The sequence below is a fragment of the Streptomyces sp. NPDC012935 genome (genome assembly GCF_042900345.1).
In the GTDB taxonomy this organism is placed as follows: domain Bacteria; phylum Actinomycetota; class Actinomycetes; order Streptomycetales; family Streptomycetaceae; genus Streptomyces.
Map to the genome: position 1 here is coordinate 59,621 of NZ_JBIBBC010000029.1, position 16,497 is coordinate 76,117.

17 protein-coding genes and 2 pseudogenes are annotated in these 16,497 nt (G+C 67.6%); 14 read left to right on the forward strand and 5 right to left on the reverse strand.

Annotation, left to right across the window (positions count from 1 at the left end):
- The first annotated feature begins 6 nt into the window (after nt 1-6).
- From ACFY5C_RS39450 to ACFY5C_RS39460, 3 genes are all read left to right on the forward strand, one after another.
- Complete coding sequence (locus ACFY5C_RS39450) at nt 7-1,308, forward strand: cytidylyltransferase domain-containing protein (RefSeq protein ID WP_389454654.1); 1,302 nt, start codon at nt 7-9, stop codon at nt 1,306-1,308.
- A 13-nt stretch (nt 1,309-1,321) separates the two neighbouring features.
- Entirely contained in the window at nt 1,322-2,260 is a 939-nt protein-coding gene (locus tag ACFY5C_RS39455) for an N-acetylneuraminate synthase family protein (protein ID WP_389454656.1), read from the forward strand.
- A gap of 162 nt (nt 2,261-2,422) precedes the next feature.
- Entirely contained in the window at nt 2,423-3,493 is a 1,071-nt protein-coding gene (locus ACFY5C_RS39460) for a hypothetical protein (protein ID WP_389454710.1), read from the forward strand.
- Here the strand turns inward: ACFY5C_RS39460 and ACFY5C_RS39465 are convergent, their stop codons facing one another.
- Both ACFY5C_RS39465 and ACFY5C_RS39470 read right to left on the reverse strand, forming a co-directional pair.
- On the reverse strand, nt 3,494-3,688 hold the full coding sequence (locus ACFY5C_RS39465) for a DUF397 domain-containing protein (RefSeq protein ID WP_389454659.1): 195 nt from the start codon (nt 3,686-3,688) through the stop codon (nt 3,494-3,496).
- Complete coding sequence (locus ACFY5C_RS39470) at nt 3,688-4,497, reverse strand: helix-turn-helix domain-containing protein (protein WP_389454662.1); 810 nt, start codon at nt 4,495-4,497, stop codon at nt 3,688-3,690. The genes ACFY5C_RS39465 and ACFY5C_RS39470 overlap by 1 nt, the downstream gene beginning before the upstream one ends.
- A 253-nt stretch (nt 4,498-4,750) precedes the next feature.
- Here ACFY5C_RS39470 and ACFY5C_RS39475 point away from each other — a divergent pair.
- A pseudogene (locus tag ACFY5C_RS39475) lies at nt 4,751-5,223 on the forward strand (ATP-binding protein).
- Nucleotides 5,224-5,229: 6 nt separating this feature from the next.
- Here ACFY5C_RS39475 and ACFY5C_RS39480 read toward each other — a convergent pair.
- The gene (locus tag ACFY5C_RS39480) at nt 5,230-5,898 is read right to left on the reverse strand and encodes a class I SAM-dependent DNA methyltransferase (RefSeq protein ID WP_389454665.1); all 669 of its coding nucleotides are present in this window, start codon (nt 5,896-5,898) and stop codon (nt 5,230-5,232) included.
- A gap of 405 nt (nt 5,899-6,303) precedes the next feature.
- Here ACFY5C_RS39480 and ACFY5C_RS39485 point away from each other — a divergent pair, with 405 nt between their 5' ends.
- From ACFY5C_RS39485 to ACFY5C_RS39510, 6 genes are all read left to right on the forward strand, one after another.
- Nucleotides 6,304-6,564: a helix-turn-helix transcriptional regulator gene (locus ACFY5C_RS39485; RefSeq protein ID WP_389454668.1), complete on the forward strand. Its 261-nt coding sequence runs from the start codon at nt 6,304-6,306 to the stop codon at nt 6,562-6,564.
- A gap of 39 nt (nt 6,565-6,603) precedes the next feature.
- Complete coding sequence (locus tag ACFY5C_RS39490; RefSeq protein WP_389454671.1) at nt 6,604-6,870, forward strand: hypothetical protein; 267 nt, start codon at nt 6,604-6,606, stop codon at nt 6,868-6,870.
- 170 nt (nt 6,871-7,040) lie between these two features.
- The gene (locus ACFY5C_RS39495; RefSeq protein ID WP_389454674.1) at nt 7,041-7,709 is read left to right on the forward strand and encodes an ATP-binding cassette domain-containing protein; all 669 of its coding nucleotides are present in this window, start codon (nt 7,041-7,043) and stop codon (nt 7,707-7,709) included.
- Nucleotides 7,710-7,744: 35 nt separating this feature from the next.
- The gene (locus ACFY5C_RS39500; RefSeq protein WP_389454677.1) at nt 7,745-9,232 is read left to right on the forward strand and encodes a hypothetical protein; all 1,488 of its coding nucleotides are present in this window, start codon (nt 7,745-7,747) and stop codon (nt 9,230-9,232) included.
- Complete coding sequence (locus ACFY5C_RS39505) at nt 9,192-9,449, forward strand: hypothetical protein (protein WP_389454680.1); 258 nt, start codon at nt 9,192-9,194, stop codon at nt 9,447-9,449. The genes ACFY5C_RS39500 and ACFY5C_RS39505 overlap by 41 nt, the downstream gene beginning before the upstream one ends.
- A gap of 64 nt (nt 9,450-9,513) precedes the next feature.
- Complete coding sequence (locus tag ACFY5C_RS39510; protein ID WP_389454714.1) at nt 9,514-9,978, forward strand: hypothetical protein; 465 nt, start codon at nt 9,514-9,516, stop codon at nt 9,976-9,978.
- An 88-nt stretch (nt 9,979-10,066) separates the two neighbouring features.
- Here ACFY5C_RS39510 and ACFY5C_RS39515 read toward each other — a convergent pair.
- Nucleotides 10,067-10,282, reverse strand: a pseudogene (locus ACFY5C_RS39515) (class I SAM-dependent methyltransferase); the annotation flags it as partial.
- 595 nt (nt 10,283-10,877) lie between these two features.
- Between ACFY5C_RS39515 and ACFY5C_RS39520 the strand changes: the two are divergent.
- Nucleotides 10,878-12,098, forward strand: a complete 1,221-nt coding sequence (locus ACFY5C_RS39520) for a M20 family metallopeptidase (RefSeq protein ID WP_389454712.1) — start codon at nt 10,878-10,880, stop codon at nt 12,096-12,098.
- Between the two features lie 387 nt (nt 12,099-12,485).
- Nucleotides 12,486-13,535: a BMP family protein gene (locus ACFY5C_RS39525; RefSeq protein WP_389454683.1), complete on the forward strand. Its 1,050-nt coding sequence runs from the start codon at nt 12,486-12,488 to the stop codon at nt 13,533-13,535.
- On the opposite strand, the gene ACFY5C_RS39530 is transcribed toward ACFY5C_RS39525, so the two are convergent.
- Nucleotides 13,536-13,712 (reverse strand): hypothetical protein, encoded by a 177-nt coding sequence (locus ACFY5C_RS39530; RefSeq protein ID WP_389454685.1) that lies wholly within the window; start codon nt 13,710-13,712, stop codon nt 13,536-13,538.
- Nucleotides 13,713-13,848: 136 nt separating this feature from the next.
- Here ACFY5C_RS39530 and ACFY5C_RS39535 point away from each other — a divergent pair, with 136 nt between their 5' ends.
- Nucleotides 13,849-14,898 (forward strand): BMP family protein, encoded by a 1,050-nt coding sequence (locus ACFY5C_RS39535; RefSeq protein WP_389454688.1) that lies wholly within the window; start codon nt 13,849-13,851, stop codon nt 14,896-14,898.
- A gap of 211 nt (nt 14,899-15,109) precedes the next feature.
- Nucleotides 15,110-16,497: ABC transporter ATP-binding protein (locus ACFY5C_RS39540; RefSeq protein WP_389454691.1), on the forward strand; the 1,388-nt coding region annotated here is incomplete at its 3' end.

Below are 16,497 nucleotides of genomic sequence, written 5' to 3' on the forward strand. Positions count from 1 at the left end.
GAGCCCATGTCCAACCCGGAAGCAGGTCAAGGCACCTCGGTGCCCAGGGTGCTCGCCGTGATCCCCGCGCGCGGCGGCTCCAAGGGCGTGCCCGCGAAGAACCTCATGCCCGTCGGCGGCGTACCGCTGGTGTCGCGTGCCGTGCGTGAGTGCCGGGCCTCGCGGCTCGTCACGGACGTCGTCGTCTCCACCGACGACCAGGGCATCGCGGCCGCCGCCCGCCAGGCCGGCGCCGAGGTCGTGCTGCGCCCCGCCGCCATCGCCGGCGACACCGCCACCTCCGAGGCGGCCGTCCTGCACGCCATGGACGCCCACGAGGCGCTGCACGGCTCGCCGGTGGACGTGGTCCTGCTCGTGCAGTGCACCAGCCCGTTCATCATCCGCGAGGACCTCGACGGCGTCGTCAAGGCGATCGTCGCCAACGGCGCCGACACGGCCCTGACCGTCGCGCCCTTCCACGGCTTCGTGTGGCGCCACGGCGACGACGAGCCGGCCGCTCTGCGCGCCGAGCGCGAGGCGGCCGAGGGCGGCACCGACACCGTCACCACCCGCACCACCACCAGCGGCGGCGGCTACGGCGTCAACCACGACAAGTCCTTCCGCCCGCGCCGCCAGGACCGCCCCCAGGACTTCCTGGAGACCGGCGCCGCCTACGCGATGGACGCCGCCGGCTTCCGCGAGCACAAGCACCGCTTCTTCGGCCGCACCGAACTCGTGCGCACCGACCCCGCCCGGGTCCTGGAGATCGACGATCCCCACGACCTGGCCCGCGCCCGCGCGTTGGCCCCGCTGTTCGACGCGGACCGGCCCGGCGCACTCCCGACCGCCGACGACATCGACGCGGTCGTACTGGACTTCGACGGCACCCAGACAGACGACAGGGTGCTGATCGATGCCGATGGAAAGGAGTTCGTCTCCGTGCACCGCGGAGACGGCCTCGGCATCGGGGCCCTGCGCAAGAGCGGGCTCAAGATGCTCATCCTCTCCACGGAGCAGAACCCGGTCGTCGCCGCCCGCGCACGGAAGCTGCAGATTCCCGTGCTGCACGGCATCGACCGGAAGGACCTCGCACTCAAGCAGTGGTGCGAGGAGCAGGGCATCGCGCCTGAGCGCGTGCTCTACGTCGGCAACGACGTCAACGACCTCCCGTGCTTCGCCCTCGTGGGCTGGCCCGTGGCGGTCGCGAGCGCCCACGACGTCGTGCGCGGCGCCGCACGCGCGGTCACCACCACCCCCGGTGGCGACGGCGCAATCCGAGAGATCGCCAGCTGGATCCTCGGCCCCTCTCTCGATTCCCTCACCAAGTAAGGACATCTCTGCCATGAGCACCTACTCCCGCCTGCGCAACTTCGGTTCGCGTGAAGTCGGCCCGGGCAAGCCCGTCTACATCTGCGGCGAGATCGGCATCAACCACAACGGTGAGCTGGAGAACGCCTTCAAGCTCATCGACGTGGCCGCCGAGGCCGGCTGTGACGCCGTGAAGTTCCAGAAGCGCACGCCGGAGATCTGCACCCCGCGCGACCAGTGGGACATCGAGCGCGACACCCCCTGGGGCCGGATGACCTACATCGACTACCGCCACCGTGTGGAGTTCGGTGAGGACGAGTACCGCCAGATCGACGAGTACTGCAAGTCCAAGAACATCGACTGGTTCGCCTCCCCGTGGGACACCGAGGCCGTCGCCTTCCTCGAGAAGTTCGACATCCCGGCCCACAAGGTCGCTTCCGCGTCCCTCACGGACGACGAGCTGCTGAAGGCGCTGCGCGCCACCGGCCGCGCCGTCATCCTCTCCACCGGCATGTCGTCGCCGAAGCAGATCCGCCACGCGGTCGAGGTCCTCGGCTCGGACAACATCCTCATGTGCCACGCCACCTCGACGTACCCGGCGAAGGCCGAGGAGCTGAACCTCCGTGTGATCAACACGCTGGAGAAGGAGTTCCCGAACGTCCCGATCGGCTACTCCGGCCACGAGACGGGCCTGCAGACCACCCTCGCCGCGGTCGCGCTCGGGGCGACCTTCGTCGAGCGTCACATCACCCTGGACCGCGCGATGTGGGGTTCGGACCAGGCCGCCTCGGTCGAGCCGCAGGGTCTGGTGCGCCTCGTCCGCGACATCCGCACCATCGAGGCCTCCCTCGGTGACGGCGTCAAGAAGGTCTACGACTCCGAGCTCGGCCCGATGAAGAAGCTGCGCCGCGTCGCCGGTGTGGTCGCCGAGGCGGAGATCGCCGCGGCGGCGGGCGAGCCGGTTTCGGTCTGACCCGAAACGCCCAGAGTTCGAACGTGCGCCGATGTCCGAGTGCCCCGAGCAAGGGCGCTCGGGCTCGGCGCCCTTCGAGCTCCCCGAACACGAGCAGCGCGAGCTGCACGAGCTGAATACGAGCGCCGCATGAGCGCCTTACGACGGGACGGTCGTACGTCGATGAGCCCCCGCGCCGGGAACACCGGCCCCCACACTCTCGCCTTCGTCGAGAGCCCGGTACAGCTCCTTAATGTGCTGGAGTGGGCGCACGCCCGCCGGCATGCCGTCGGCACGGGACTCACCCTCGTCGTCCTGTCCCCGAACGACCCCATGACCCGCGGCCAGCTGCGCCGCATGGCCGAACTGGCGCGCGAGGACGGGCACGCCGTCCGCTGGGAGGAGGCGCGGGGCGGCCCCGCGGCCCCCTTCCAGACGATCGGCGGCCTGGCGGGCCTGCTCCGCCGTGCCGACCGGATCGTCCTGGGCGACCCCTTCTCCCGTTACGTGCAGCTCCTGCTGACCATCACCAAGGCCCGTGACATCGTCGTCGTCGACGACGGCACGGCGACCATGGAGTTCGTCGCCCAACTCGCCCGCGGCGAGCGCCTGGTCCGCTGGCACCGCAAGGGCGGCCGCCCCGGCCCGCGCGACCTGGTCTTCGCGCCGGTGTCCTCCGCCGCCCGCAAGCGCCTCACACCGAGCGAGGGCCGCAAGGTCGAGATCTTCTCCTCCATGCCGATGGAGGAGACTCTGGCCGGCGTGACGGTCACCGCCAACGCCTTCGCCTGGACCCGCGACCGCTTCGGGCCGCCCCGCATCACCAAGGGTGCGGACATGGTCGGCACGTCGTTGGTCGAGACGGGCGTCGTGGACGGCGACCGCTACCTCGAAGCCGTCCGCTCCCTGGCCAAGGCCCACGGTGCCACGCGCTACTTCGCCCACCGTCGCGAGAGCGCGGAGAAGCTGCACCGCCTGGCGGTGGAGACGGGCCTGGAGGTCGTACGGCCGGACCTGCCCCTGGAGCTGATCGCCCGCCGCGGTCCCATCGGCCGTACGATCCTGAGCTTCCCGTCGACGGTCGTCCACACCCTGCCGCTGGCGCTGTCGGGGACCGAGGTCCGCGTGGCGGTGTGCGACATCGACCCGGCGTGGCTGACGGAGAACGCGTCGCCGCGGGCGCAGGGGTTCTTGTCGGGGGTTACGGGGACGGCGCGGGATGTGCACCGGTTGTCGGCGGTCACGGCGGTGTGATCACTCGGCTGACGGCGCCTTCAGCGCTTCGATGAACGGGGTGAAGGCGTCGGTCGGGAAGGTGAGGGTGCCGACATTCGGGTCCTTGGAGTCGCGTATGGCTATGCGGGTGCGGGAGTTCGCGATCTCTACGCAGGAGTCGCCGTCGCCAAAACTTGAGTAAGACGACTTCCGCCAGCTGTCAGAAGTGGACATCACAGTTCCTTCGCCACGCGGTTGATCAAGTCTCGTGACTTGTCGGGGTTGAGCGACGCGGCTTCCAGCTTACGGAAAAGCGTTCGAAGGGTGCTGAGTTGGGCTTCTGAATCGATGTAGGCCGCGCCGTTGGGGGCGTCACGCACGACGGTGTCCAGCTGGGGTACGGCGCCGCCTGCGTGCATCATGGCGCTCGCAGCGCCTGCGAACCCCTCCAGGGCGAAGGGGATGACCCGCACGGTGACGTGTTCCGCTTCGGAGATTTCGAGGACTCCCGCCAGCTGGGCCCGCGAGGCTGCACGGTCGCCGACCATGATGCGCAGCGCCGCCTCGTGGATGAGAGCTTCGTACGGTGTGCCGTCGAGGATCACCTTGCGTTGCATCCGGTGCCGGACGCGCAACTCAAGCTCCTCTTCCGGCAGATTCGGGATTCTGTAGGCGAAGACGGCCTGTGTGTAGTCCTTGGTTTGGAGCAAGCCGGGGATGTACAGGAACTGGGCCTCCCGTAGGAACGTGGCGTGGTGTTCCAACTCGGCGAGATCGAGGAACGGTGTGGGCAGCAGCCCGCGGTACTCCTCCCACCAACCCCGCGTGCGGTCGGTCGCCATGGCTACCAGGGCGTTGGTCAACTCATCGTCTGCACAGGAGTAGTTGGCGGCCAGGCGGCGCAGTCGCTTCTCACTCACCCCTGCGAGGCCGGTCTCGATCTGGCTGATCTGAGGAGCACTCACCCCGAGCAGTTCTGCCGCCTCCCGTGATGTGAGCCCTGCCGCGTCACGGAGCCTGCGCAACTCGACGGCCAGACGCATCTGACGTGCCGTCGGTTCGGTTCTCTTCGCCACGGGCGTTCCTCCCAACACGCCTTGAAGCGCGACTCGTTCGAAGGTCAGGTTACGTGATCCGCTTGCGGGATCTAAATAGTGACCCCTACTGTCAGTGACGCGACGCACACTCTGCGGAACCCGGGACCCCGGAAGCGCACCACTCCGTCCTGCCACGACGGCTGCGGCACTGCCACCGCCCGCCGACCGCAACCCCCCACCACCGAACCGGAGCTGACGCATGCCCGAAACCGAGCCCGAGTCCGAGCCCTGGGAGTGCTCCCTCTACATCCCGAACGACGTCCGAGCCGTCACGGTCTCCCGCCGCACCCTCCGCCTGATCCTCACCATGCACGGCCTGATCAACCACGTCGACGTCGCCGAGCTGGGGGGTCACCGGCCTCGCCGGGCGTACGGCGTGGTCGCGGTCGTGGCCCCGATGACCTCGCGACGGAGCTGGTCTCCAACGCCGTACGGCACACGAAGGGGCCTGCCGCCCTACGGGTCCGCTGGTCGGCGGGCGTGCTGCGGATCGGGGCGTGGGACGCCGATCCCGAACCGCCCGAACCGCCAGGGTCGTTGGACCAGCCGACGGAGCTGGAGGACGGGCGCGGTCTCGTCCTCGTCCGGGCCTGCGCCGACCTGTGGGGGTGGCAGCCGCTGTCCCGGCACGGCAACCGGGGCAAGTACGTGTGGTGCGAACTGGCCACGTAGGTCAGGTCACGGCTGCTTGCGGGCCAGGACGAACGCACGTGGGCGTTTCTCCCCCTCGACCGGTTCGCGCAGCACGCGGGCCTGGACCGGGAGGCCCGCCTTGGCCAGGTGGGCGGCGACCGCCTCCGGGGTGCGCCAGTAGTAGTCGAGCGAGATCTCGTGGCCGAAGCGTTCGGCGAGGTGGAGGTGCTCCTCGTCGTCGGCTCGGCCGGACTGGAACCCGAGGAGTACGTGGCCGCCGGGGACCAGAACGCGGTGGAACTCGGCGAACGTGGCGGCGAGGTGCTCGGTCGGGATGTGGATGACCGAGTACAGCGCGATGATCCCGCCCAGCGTCTCGGCGGGGAGGTCGAGAGACGTCATCGAGCCGACATGGAACCGGAGTTCGGGATGCGCGCTACGGGCCAGGGCGACCATCCGCGGCGAGAGATCGACTCCGAAGACCGGTACGCCGAGGTCGTCGAGGTGGGCGGTGACGTAGCCGGGGCCGCTGCCGAGGTCGGCGACGGGGGCCGGGATGTGCTCGCGGGCCAGCTCGGTGAAGGCGGTGATCAGGGATCGGTCCATGGGATGGCTGTCGGCCAGCCAGTCGGGGAAGCGGTCCGTATAGGCGGGGGCTATCGCGTCGTACGAGGCCCGGGTGGATCGGAGGAACTCCGGTTGCGAGTCGGTCACGGACGCACCCTACGAGGCGTGCAGTGTGGGAGTCCGGGGGTTCGCCAGCATGTTGCCGGGCGTTCCCGGTCAACGGGCCGCCCAGTGCTGCCAGGCGCCGCAGTCGAGGGAGCGAAAGGCCGGGCCGCTCCACGCGCCAGGGCAAGCTACTCAGCCATAGCGTCTGAGTACTAACCAATTGATGCGGACGATCATGGTTGGTACGCTCACCCGGTTCATCCCCGGAGCCTCTGACCAGAGCGGCCGGGGCATATTCGCCCAGGGGGGCGACGTTTATCGGCGGTCTGACCAGCTCGCCGAAGCGTGAACAGGCACGGGGGAGCCACATTGAGCCTGCCATCAGATAGACGCGCCCAGCACGTAAGTGAAGAGGGCTGCTGCGGACTGGCCGACGCGCCTCGGTGGGTGCGCGACCCAGATCTCACACGCCTGACACCGCGTGAGTGCGTCGTGCTCGTCGCCTTGGGCGAGTGCCTTACGAACGCGGACATAGCCCGTCGGTGCCATATAACGGAGCGCACGGCCAAGAAACATGTCGCCAGTATTTTCGTCAAGCTCGACATCGCGTCGCGTGCGGAAGCGGCCGTCATAGCAGCGCTAAGGAAACGCGAACTTCGCTCGCCAAGAGTGTCCTTTCGGACACTGGTCGTGCCAGCGCGGCGATGAAAACCTCTCCTGTGTAATCAAACCGAAAGGATGAGGTACATGCCCGTAACCGATCTGGCACCGCATACCGCTGTTTACGCACAGCAGATCACCTCGCGCGCCGTCGAATCCGCCCAGTCGAAGCTCGACAAGGCACTTGTCCGTTACGATGCCTGGTTCCTGGTCGTCGTCGCGGTAATTCTCGCCCTCGGTGCCACCGTCGCTGCCGGCCTGGCCGTCTGGTGCGTGGTCAAGCAGAACAAGTCCTTCTCCGGCCGCTGGGAATTCAAGAACTTCGGCCTGAAGGTTCACTTCGAATGCGTGTAGCGCCTGCTGTCATTTAGTCGGCTGGCATCTCTCCCGGTAGTGCCCAGTCAGCCTCTATCCATGAACGCTCAAGGTTGCCTGGGCACTCCCGTTGGGCAGACTCAGTGAAAGAGCAAGGCAGAATGACCCTGCTGGATGTAAAGAATCTAAGCTATTCCTACGACGGCACAGTGAACGTTCTCGCCAACGTTTCCCTGTCGGTCGAGGAAGGCACGATCGTCGGTCTCGTCGGCCCCAACGGGTCCGGCAAGTCCACGTTGATCAGGAACATCTTCGATCTCGTGCATCTCCAGTCGGGTTCCCTCTGTATCGGAGGACACGAGCACACCTCCGCGAAGGCGAAGTCCCTGGGCATGTATCTGTCCAGCAACGACTATCTGCCGGAATTCCTCACAGCCCGTGAATACATCGCCCTGATGGGGACGTTGTTCGGCGTCGAACCGGACGATGCCGAGGCTCACGACCTGTTCCGCAAGTTCTCGATGGAGGGGCGGTACGACCACCTCATCGAGGACTATTCGCACGGCATGCGCAAGAAGACCCAGCTCGTCTCCGCGCTGCTCATGCGCCGTCCCCTGACGGTGATCGACGAGACCCTCAACGGGATCGATCTCGAAGCGCTCCACCTCAGTGAGAGGGAGTTCAGGCACGTCCGCGACGAGGGCCGCTCCATCCTGCTGTGCACGCATGACTTCGCCGTCCTGGAACGACTGGCCGACCGGATCGTGTTCCTCGACCTGGGGCAGGTGGTGTACGACCTGCCCACGCGAGACCTGATCGCCGAGCACGGCTCGGTGGCAGCCATGGTCTTCGACTACCTCGGATCGGATGAGCGGTGAGCGTGAGGCTGCGGCATTCAGCCGTCCTGGCCCGCATGCTCCTCGTCTTCTTCAGACGCAGGGTGCTCAGAGTTGGGGTTCTGCGTTCGGCTTCCGTGCGGGTGTTCGCGGTCTCGGCGGCCGTCCTGCTCCTGGGTGTCATGTGCGTCTCCGCCTACCTGTTCCTCAGGCCGGTGGGTCGAGACAGCGCTGTCTGGCGCCTGTTGTTCGACACCTCGACGGTCTCCCTCGTCCTGTGGGTGCAGATCGCATTCCTTCTCGTGAAAGTCCTCTTCATCAACGCCGAGGGAATGCTCCAGCTGAGCTATCAGCTGCCGGTCACCAACCGTGAACGCTCGGCGGCGTTCTTGATGTATGAGGCCGCGATGACCGGAGTTGTGGCCGGCGTCGGGCTCATCTCCCTCGCGGTCAGCGCGTTGCTGGTGCTCGGTCCGTCCGCCCTTCCCTTCATCACCGCATCGGTGATCCTGCCTGTCGCCCTGACGTACCTGACTCTGAGCGTCCTCTACCAGCTGCTGACACGGTTGTGGGCCCTGGTGGGACTCAGACGCATCTCGAACGTGCTGTCCGTCCTGGCCCTGTTCGCGTTGCTCGCGGTCTACTCCGTCCAGATGAAGACGTTCTTCGGGGACCTGAGCACTGCCTATCTCACCAAGCGGCCCCACCACGTGTGGGTCACGTCCGTCTCATGGGCCTGGCACCGGTACGGGGCACTGCCGACGTTCACCGCATCGGTGCTCCTCACGGCAGTGCTCATGGCTTTCGCTCTCGCGCTCGCCCCGAACCAGCACGTGCGACAGTCCCGCTACCTGACCCTGTGGGCGAGCAGATCGCCGAACCGCCTCCTGAGTCCGTACGACTGGTGTCTGCTGCGCAGTTCGCAGACCGTGGCAGGTGCGGTGATGGCCGTCGCCTTGTTCGGCTACCTGCTGCTTCGACCCTCGGTGAGTCCGCTGTGGGGCCTCACGGTCCTGTCTCTCGGCGGCCTTTATCAGTTCACCGCCACCCAGCCCCTGCGGATGCTGCCCGGCGCCGGCGAATCCGCCTGGCGTGTCTACGGACGCCTGCTCAAGGCGCAAGTCGTCCTGCTCGCTGTGTTCGCCGTGCCCGGACTGGGAGTGCTCTGCTTCGTCGCTCCCGACCTTGTCGCCGAGAGCGGACAGGCGCTTGTGGGATGCCTGGGCGGGGCGGTCTTGACCACATGCATCAGCATCGTTTTTCCGGCGGAGAAGGACAATCCCTTCTCCGTGTTCCTGGGTCTTTCCGTTGTTGCTGTAATTCTCGCCCTTTCGGCGATCGGCCTGGGCATGCTCAGTCTTCCGCCATGGGCAGTGATGGGATGCCTGGTCGGCGCTACCGGTCTATTCGTCTGGTACGCGGTGGAAGGAATCCAAGCAAGTGAGTCGAGGAGAAGAAATGAAAAAGGCACTGTCGGTCGTGAAGCCCGTCGTCGTAGCCGCCCTGCTCACGCTGGTGACCGCGGTGGCCGCGCTGTTCATCCTGATGTTCTCAACGGACGGTGACAAGGAGATCCGCCGAGAGACCCTTTTCGGGTCGTTGTTCTTCGAGACGCAGGAAAAGGCCGGCGGAGTACTCGGCGTTGAAGCGGGCGTAGCGAATCCTACAGCGCTGATCGTCCTCTTCTTCGTCCTCGCCGTCGTCCTGATATTCACCCAGTTCATCTACCGGGGGCTGAAGAACCGTCGTGAGTACCTCATCAAGGAGATATCTAGAGGCTAGGGCGAGGGTCTACAGTCGCAATGACCTGCGAATACGTACGGTCGCCGCAGCAGTAGTCACCCAGGTGTGGCCCCTTCTGGCATTCCTTGGCTTTCTTCTCGCCGCGGGACTGGCCTGGTTCGCACGGTCTGGTGACGAGGTGCCCGCCGAAATGGCATGGGGGTTTTTCAAGACGGCAACACTAGGTCTGGTGGCGTCGTTCGTGCTGCACGAGTCGGCCCACGCCATCGCGCTAAAGCGCCTTCGGACCATCACGCACATCGCGGTCGATCGTAGTGCGTGGCGTACGTCGGTCGTCCCCATCGGGACCATGACGGCACGCCAGATGGCCGGTGTGGCCCTTGTCGGGCCGTTGTCGTGTGCGGGCGTCGGCGCGTTGCTCTGGCTCTCCGGCCTGAACCGGCCGTTGGCCTGGTGGCACCTCGCGCATGTGGTTTTCCTCTTGCCGTTCTTCGGCGACGGCAGAGCCCTTTGCACCGCACTCCGGACGGCGAAGGGGAAAACCCCCACGAACAGCTCGTCGGATTGAGCGGTGGGGCGTGCGATCCCCTCGGGTTGATCGCTTCACGAAGGGGTGTGCCGGAAACGCCGCAGTCGTACCGGGTTTCCGGTTCCCGCCCCAGGGTCCCGTCCGGGAGGTCGAGAGACGTCATCGAGCCGACATGGAATCGGAGTTCGGGATGCGCGTTACGGGCCAGGGCGACCATCCGCGGCGAGAGGTCGACTCCGAAGACCGGTATGCCGAGGTGGGCGGTGACGTAGCCGGGGCCGCTGCCGAGGTCGGCGACGGGGGCCGGGATGTGCTCGCGGGCCAGCTCGGTGAAGGCGGCGATCCCGCGTGGGTGATGCTGCGCCCAGGCCTCCCTGTGCGCCTGCCCGGGCGCCCGCCCCTGCGCCGGCGCCCGCCGAAGCAGTCCTGCCGTCGGGCCTGTCGCCCGCGGCCTCCTCGCCGGCACCGCCGTATGGCTGCCGCCCCGCGCTACCGGCACCTCGCGGCCCTGCCGAACCGCCCGCGGCGGCGATCACCTGGGCGACCCTGGCTCCCCGGCCACGTTCGGCATGCTCGCCCGGACGGGGCGCGTCACCCACGTCCGGAACATCTGAAACATCCGGAATGTCCGACTGTAATCCGCCTCCCCCAGGTCGGCGGCGACACCGTGCCCCGGGGTCGACGCATCGCCGACACCCGGCTCCGACAGGTGAACAGAACCGACGGGATGGGGCTGAACGTGGTATCCGTGAAGGAGAGAGATCCTCACTCTCCGTCGATTTCATGATCGACTCGACGGAGTCGGGAGAGTTTACCCACCCAAACCGATACCTACGCGTCGGGCGGCCAGATTTTCTTCCCCAAACGGGTTGAACTTTTGTTGATCGAGGGTCAGTTGGCCACCTCGGCGTCCTACCCTTTAGAGGGTGAACCAACTGATGTCCTCCGAGTCCGAGTCCGAACATCCCGGGGAAGCCGCTCTTCCCGGCACCTTGCCGGAGGCGCTCCGTGCCGAACTCATCGAGTTCCGGCGCGACTTGCACATGCACCCGGAGCTCGGCAACCAGGAGTTCCGTACGACCGCCGCGATCAAGGGCCGCCTGGAGAAGGCCGGCCTCAGGCCCCGCGTGCTCGACTCCGGAACCGGGCTCATCTGTGACATCGGAGAGTGGGACGGCGAGACCCCCATGCTCGCCCTGCGCGCCGACATCGACGGCCTGCCCATCCCGGACACGAAGAGTGAGTGCCCGTACCGCTCGACCGTGCCGGACCGCGCGCACGCCTGCGGGCACGACGTGCACACCACCGTGGTGCTGGGCACCGGCCTGGTCCTGGCCGAGCTGCACAGGCGCGGGCAGCTGCCCCGCCCCGTCCGCCTCCTCTTCCAGCCCGCCGAGGAGGTCCTCCCCGGCGGCGCCCTCGACGCCATCGAGTGCGGGGTGCTCGAAGGGGTCGGCCGGTTCCTCGCCCTGCACTGTGACCCCAAGGTGGACGCCGGGAAGCTGGGTCTGCGGGTGGGCCCCATCACCTCCGCCTGCGACCGGCTGGAAATCGCCCTGGACGGACCCGGCGGACACACGGCCCGCCCTCATCTGACGACCGACCTGGTCACCGCCGCCGCCCGGGTCGTCACCGACGTGCCCGCGGTCGTCGCGCGGCGCACCGACGCCCGCAGCGGCCTGTCCGTGACCTGGGGCCGGATCGAGTCCGGCCACGCGCCCAACGTCATCCCCCAGCACGCGGAGCTCTCCGGGACCGTGCGCTGCCTGGATCTCGACACCTGGCGGCAGGCGCCCGATCTCGTCGTCGCCGCCATCGACGAGGTCGCCAACCTGCACCGCGCCAAGTCGGAGATCAACTACGTCCGCGGCGTCCCGCCCGTCGTCAACGACCCGGACTCGACCGCACTGCTGCGCGCCGCCATGACCGCCCGCCGTGGCGCCGACTCCGTCGAGAGCACCGAGCAGAGCCTCGGCGGGGAGGACTTCTCCTGGTACCTGGAGCACGTGCCCGGCGCCATGGCCCGGCTGGGGGTCCGGGTGCCCGGTGACCGGATCGGGCGGGACCTGCACCAAGGGGACTTCGACGTGGACGAGTCCGCCATTCAGGTGGGCGTGGAGCTGTTCACGGCGGCAGCGCTTCTCGACGCCGCGGGTTAGGCGTGGCCCAGTCGCCGTAAGGGCTCCGGGCCCGTCGTGGCTGGTCACGCCCGCCCCGCGGAGCCGCATGTCGACACAGCGCAGCGCCCGCTTGCGGCATTGCCGCGCAGGGCGTGGAACCCGACCCTCGGCTCCGCTTGCGGGCGGCGTCGAGCGGGGGGAGTCTTGGGCCCATGGCGGGCGGTCCTGAGCGCCATCGCGGCGGAGGCGCCACTGGTGCAGTCGCCCCATGCGTGCCTTTCGATCCGGTGGTTCACAAGGACGTAACCGGCCATCGGCACGAATGGATAACGGCCGGGCGAAACCCCGTTCCCAGGAGTGTCTACGCGCGTTAATGTGCGCCGAACTCAGCACCCACTGCGGGGCTTGGAGAATGGGGACTTCACGATGCGTCGGACATCCAAACTGACCCGTGTCGCGGTGGGGGTCGCGTCGATCGCGCTCGCTGCCACGGCGTGCGGCGGTACCAGCAGCGACAGCGGCAGCGACGACGGCGGCGACACCAAGGGCCTCGCCATCGCGTACGACATCGGCGGCAAGGGCGACCAGTCCTTCAACGACGCCGCGTACGCCGGTCTGCAGAAGGCTCAGAAGGAGTTCAAGTACAAGACGGCCGACATCGAGCCCACCGAGGGTGAGACGAATGCCGACAAGGAGCAGCGGCTGGCGTCCCTCGCCAAGCAGGGCTACAACCCGGTGATCGGCGTCGGCTTCGCCTACGGCCCCGCGATGGAGGCCGTGGCCAAGAAGTACCCGGACACCACCTTCGGCATCGTCGACTCGGTGGTCGAGGGCGACAATGTCGCCTCACTCGTGTTCGCCGAGGAGCAGGCCTCCTACCTGGCGGGCGTCGCCGCCGCCAAGGCCACCAAGAGCAACACGGTCGGCTTCATCGGCGGTGTGGACATCCCGCTGATCCACAAGTTCGAGGCCGGCTACAAGCAGGGCGTCCAGGACACCAGCGGCGGCAAGGTCAAGGTCCTGTCGCAGTACCTGACGCAGACCGCGGAGGAGGGCGGCTTCTCCAGCCCCGACAAGGGCAAGGCAGCCGCCGAGGGCCAGATCGAGAAGAACGCCGACGTCCTTTACCAGGCGGCGGGTCTGTCCGGTCAGGGCGTCATCGAGGCCGCCGCCAAGGCCAAGGTCTGGGCGATCGGCGTCGACTCCGACCAGTACGAGCAGGCCGCTCTGTCGTCGTACAAGGGCTACATCCTGACCTCCGCCCTCAAGGACGTCGGTGGCGCGGTCTACGCGCTGGCCAAGTCCGTCGAGGACGGCAAGCCGCTGACCGGCACCCAGACCTTCGACCTGAAGGTCAACGGTGTCGGCCTGTCCGAGTCCAACCCGGAGTTCGCGAAGATCCCGGGCCTCGCGGACGCCGTGGCGAAGGCCAAGGAAGGCATCATCGACGGCTCGATCAAGGTCAAGACCGAGTAGTCACCGTCGTCGTACGAGGTCGCACCAGGCCGTGGTGGGCCACACCAGGTGGTACGGCTGGAAGCGGGCGGGCATCCGAGGATGTCCGCCCGCTTCGCTGTTCCCGGCCTCCTCCACCCCCGCTCCCGCTTTGCGATCGGCAAGCCCCGGGTCAAGGTCGCGCGTGGACTTGGCCACGGGCGCATAACAAGGTGGACAGAAGGGGTTTTCAGGTTGGTCTACGCGCGTTAATCTGCGGCGAAAGCCAGCGCCGTTGCTGTGACTGCTGTACCGAGCTGTACCGTCCGGCGCTTGTACTAAGGAGCACCCACACATGCGCCGGATTTCCCGGATCACGGTCGCAGGCGCAGCGACCGCCTCCCTGGCCCTCGCGCTCTCCGCCTGCGGCGGCACCTCCACCGAGGCCTCGTCGGAGTCGAAGGGCGGCGACAAGGGCCTCGCCATCGCGTACGACGTCGGCGGCAAGGGCGACCAGTCCTTCAACGACGCCGCGTACGCGGGCCTGGAGCAGGCGAAGAAGGAATTCGGCTATGACACGGCCGACATCGAGCCCACCGAGGGCGAGACGAACGCCGACAAGGAGCAGCGACTGGTGTCGCTGGCCAGGCAGGGCTACAACCCGGTCATCGGTGTCGGCTACGCGTACGCGGCCGCCGTCAAGGGCGCCGCGGAGAAGTTCCCCGACACCACCTTCGGCATCGTGGACGACTCCACGGTCGAGTCGAAGAACGTCGCGGACCTGGTCTTCTCCGAGGAGCAGGCCTCGTACCTGGCCGGTGTCGCCGCCGCCAAGAGCACCAAGACGAACACGGTCGGCTTCGTGGGCGGTGTGGACATCCCGCTCATCCACAAGTTCCAGGCCGGCTTCGAGCAGGGCGTCAAGGACACCGACCCCAAGGTCAAGGTCCTGTCCCAGTACCTCACGCAGACCGCGGAGGAGGGCGGCTTCTCCAGCCCGGACAAGGGCAAGTCGGCCGCCGAGGGCCAGATCGAGAAGAAGGCCGACGTCGTCTACGCGGCCGCCGGTCTGTCGGGCCAGGGTGTCATCGAGGCCGCCGCCGCCAACAAGGTGTGGGCGATCGGTGTCGACTCCGACCAGTACAAGCAGGAAGCTCTCGCCAAGTACAAGGACTCGATCCTGACCTCGGCGATGAAGGACGTCGCCAAGGCGGTGCACAACCTGGCGAAGTCGGTCGAGGACGGCAAGCCCGAGACCGGTATCGTTCGTGGCGATCTGAAGACCGGCGAGGTGAGCCTGTCGAACTCCAACCCGAAGTTCGCGGACAACACCGAGCTGCAGGACGCCATCAAGACGGCCAAGGAGAAGATCATCAGCGGCGAGATCAAGGTCAAGTCCAGCTGATTGCAGCAACACCCTGAGCAGCGGTAACCAAGGGGTTACGTTCGCGCGACGGGGTGCGGGGAGGATTTCTTCCCCGTACCCCGTTGTCGCGGTGCGTCGGCCCCTTATCAGGCCATAGGGGCGCTACGCGCGTAGACGACCCCCGTCCCCAGGAGAGTGCGCCATCAACGCGTCCAGCAGCCCTCCGGCCGGAGCGGCGGTCAACGGTCAGGTGACCGCCGTCGAGCTCGCCGGGATCACCAAGCGTTTCCCGGGCGTCGTGGCCAACCACGACATCCACCTCACCGTCCGCAAGGGCACCGTCCACGCCCTCGTCGGTGAGAACGGCGCCGGCAAGTCGACGCTGATGAAGATCCTCTACGGCATGCAGAAGCCGGACGAGGGCACCATCGCCATCGACGGCCGGCAGGTCACCTTCTCGTCGCCGGCCGACGCCATCGTCCGCGGCATCGGGATGGTGCACCAGCACTTCATGCTCGCCGACAACCTCACCGTCCTCGAGAACGTCGTGCTGGGCAGCGAGAAGCTCCACGGCATCGGCGCCAAGGCCCGCCGCAAGATCAAGGAGATCTCCGAGCGCTACGGCCTCGGCGTGGAGCCCGACCGCCTCGTCGAGGAGCTCGGTGTCGCCGCCCGCCAGCGCGTGGAGATCCTCAAGGTCCTCTACCGCGGCGCCACCACGCTCATCCTCGACGAGCCCACGGCCGTCCTGGTGCCGCAGGAGGTCGACGCGCTCTTCGGCAACCTGCGCGAACTGAAGTCCGAGGGCCTGTCGGTCATCTTCATCTCCCACAAGCTCGGCGAGGTCCTCTCCGTCGCCGACGAGATCACCGTTATCCGCCGCGGCACGACGGTCGGTACGGCCGTGCCCGCCGAGACCACTCCGAAGCAGCTGGCCGAGATGATGGTCGGCAGCGAGCTGCCTACGCCGGAGACCGCCGAGTCCACGGTCACCGACCGCCCGGTCATCACCGTCGACAAGCTGCGCCTGGAGGCGGTGGGCGGCAAGGCCCTGCTGGACGACGTCACGTTCACCATCCACGCGGGCGAGGTCCTGGGCATCGCCGGCGTCGAGGGCAACGGCCAGACCGAGCTGGTCGACGCGCTCATCGGCCTCAGGGGCGCCGACTCCGGCACGATCACCCTCGCCGACGAGGAGATGACCGGCTGGACCACCCGCAAGCGCCGCGAGCAGGGCATCGGCTACATCCCCGAGGACCGCCACCGCCACGGCCTGCTCCTGGAGGCCCCCCTCTGGGAGAACCGCATCCTCGGCCATGTCACGGAAAAGCCCCTCGCCAAGGGCGTCTGGCTGGACCCGAAAGCCGCGCAGGAGGACACGCGTCGCATCGTCGAGGCGTACGACGTCCGCACGCCAGGCATCGACGTCACCGCCGCGTCCCTGTCCGGCGGCAACCAGCAGAAGCTGATCGTCGGCCGCGAGATGAGCCACAAGCCGCGCTTCCTGATCGCCGCGCACCCGACCCGTGGCGTGGACGTCGGTGCGCAGGCCGCGATCTGGGACCACATCCGTGAGGCCCGCCGCGAGGGCCTGGCTGTGCTGCTGATCTCCGCCGACCTGGACGAGCTGATCGGCCT

Excerpts from the sequence above, each read along its gene's own strand:
- ACFY5C_RS39450 (WP_389454654.1), top strand. The coding sequence starts at position 7 with ATGTCCAACCCGGAAGCAGGTCAAGGCACCTCGGTGCCCAGGGTGCTC.
- ACFY5C_RS39455 (WP_389454656.1), top strand. The coding sequence starts at position 1,322 with ATGAGCACCTACTCCCGCCTGCGCAACTTCGGTTCGCGTGAAGTCGGC.
- ACFY5C_RS39460 (WP_389454710.1), top strand. The coding sequence starts at position 2,423 with ATGAGCCCCCGCGCCGGGAACACCGGCCCCCACACTCTCGCCTTCGTC.
- ACFY5C_RS39465 (WP_389454659.1), bottom strand. The coding sequence starts at position 3,688 with ATGTCCACTTCTGACAGCTGGCGGAAGTCGTCTTACTCAAGTTTTGGC.
- ACFY5C_RS39470 (WP_389454662.1), bottom strand. The coding sequence starts at position 4,497 with ATGCGTCTGGCCGTCGAGTTGCGCAGGCTCCGTGACGCGGCAGGGCTC.
- ACFY5C_RS39490 (WP_389454671.1), top strand. The coding sequence starts at position 6,604 with ATGCCCGTAACCGATCTGGCACCGCATACCGCTGTTTACGCACAGCAG.
- ACFY5C_RS39500 (WP_389454677.1), top strand. The coding sequence starts at position 7,745 with ATGCTCCTCGTCTTCTTCAGACGCAGGGTGCTCAGAGTTGGGGTTCTG.
- ACFY5C_RS39520 (WP_389454712.1), top strand. The coding sequence starts at position 10,878 with ATGTCCTCCGAGTCCGAGTCCGAACATCCCGGGGAAGCCGCTCTTCCC.
- ACFY5C_RS39525 (WP_389454683.1), top strand. The coding sequence starts at position 12,486 with ATGCGTCGGACATCCAAACTGACCCGTGTCGCGGTGGGGGTCGCGTCG.
- ACFY5C_RS39535 (WP_389454688.1), top strand. The coding sequence starts at position 13,849 with ATGCGCCGGATTTCCCGGATCACGGTCGCAGGCGCAGCGACCGCCTCC.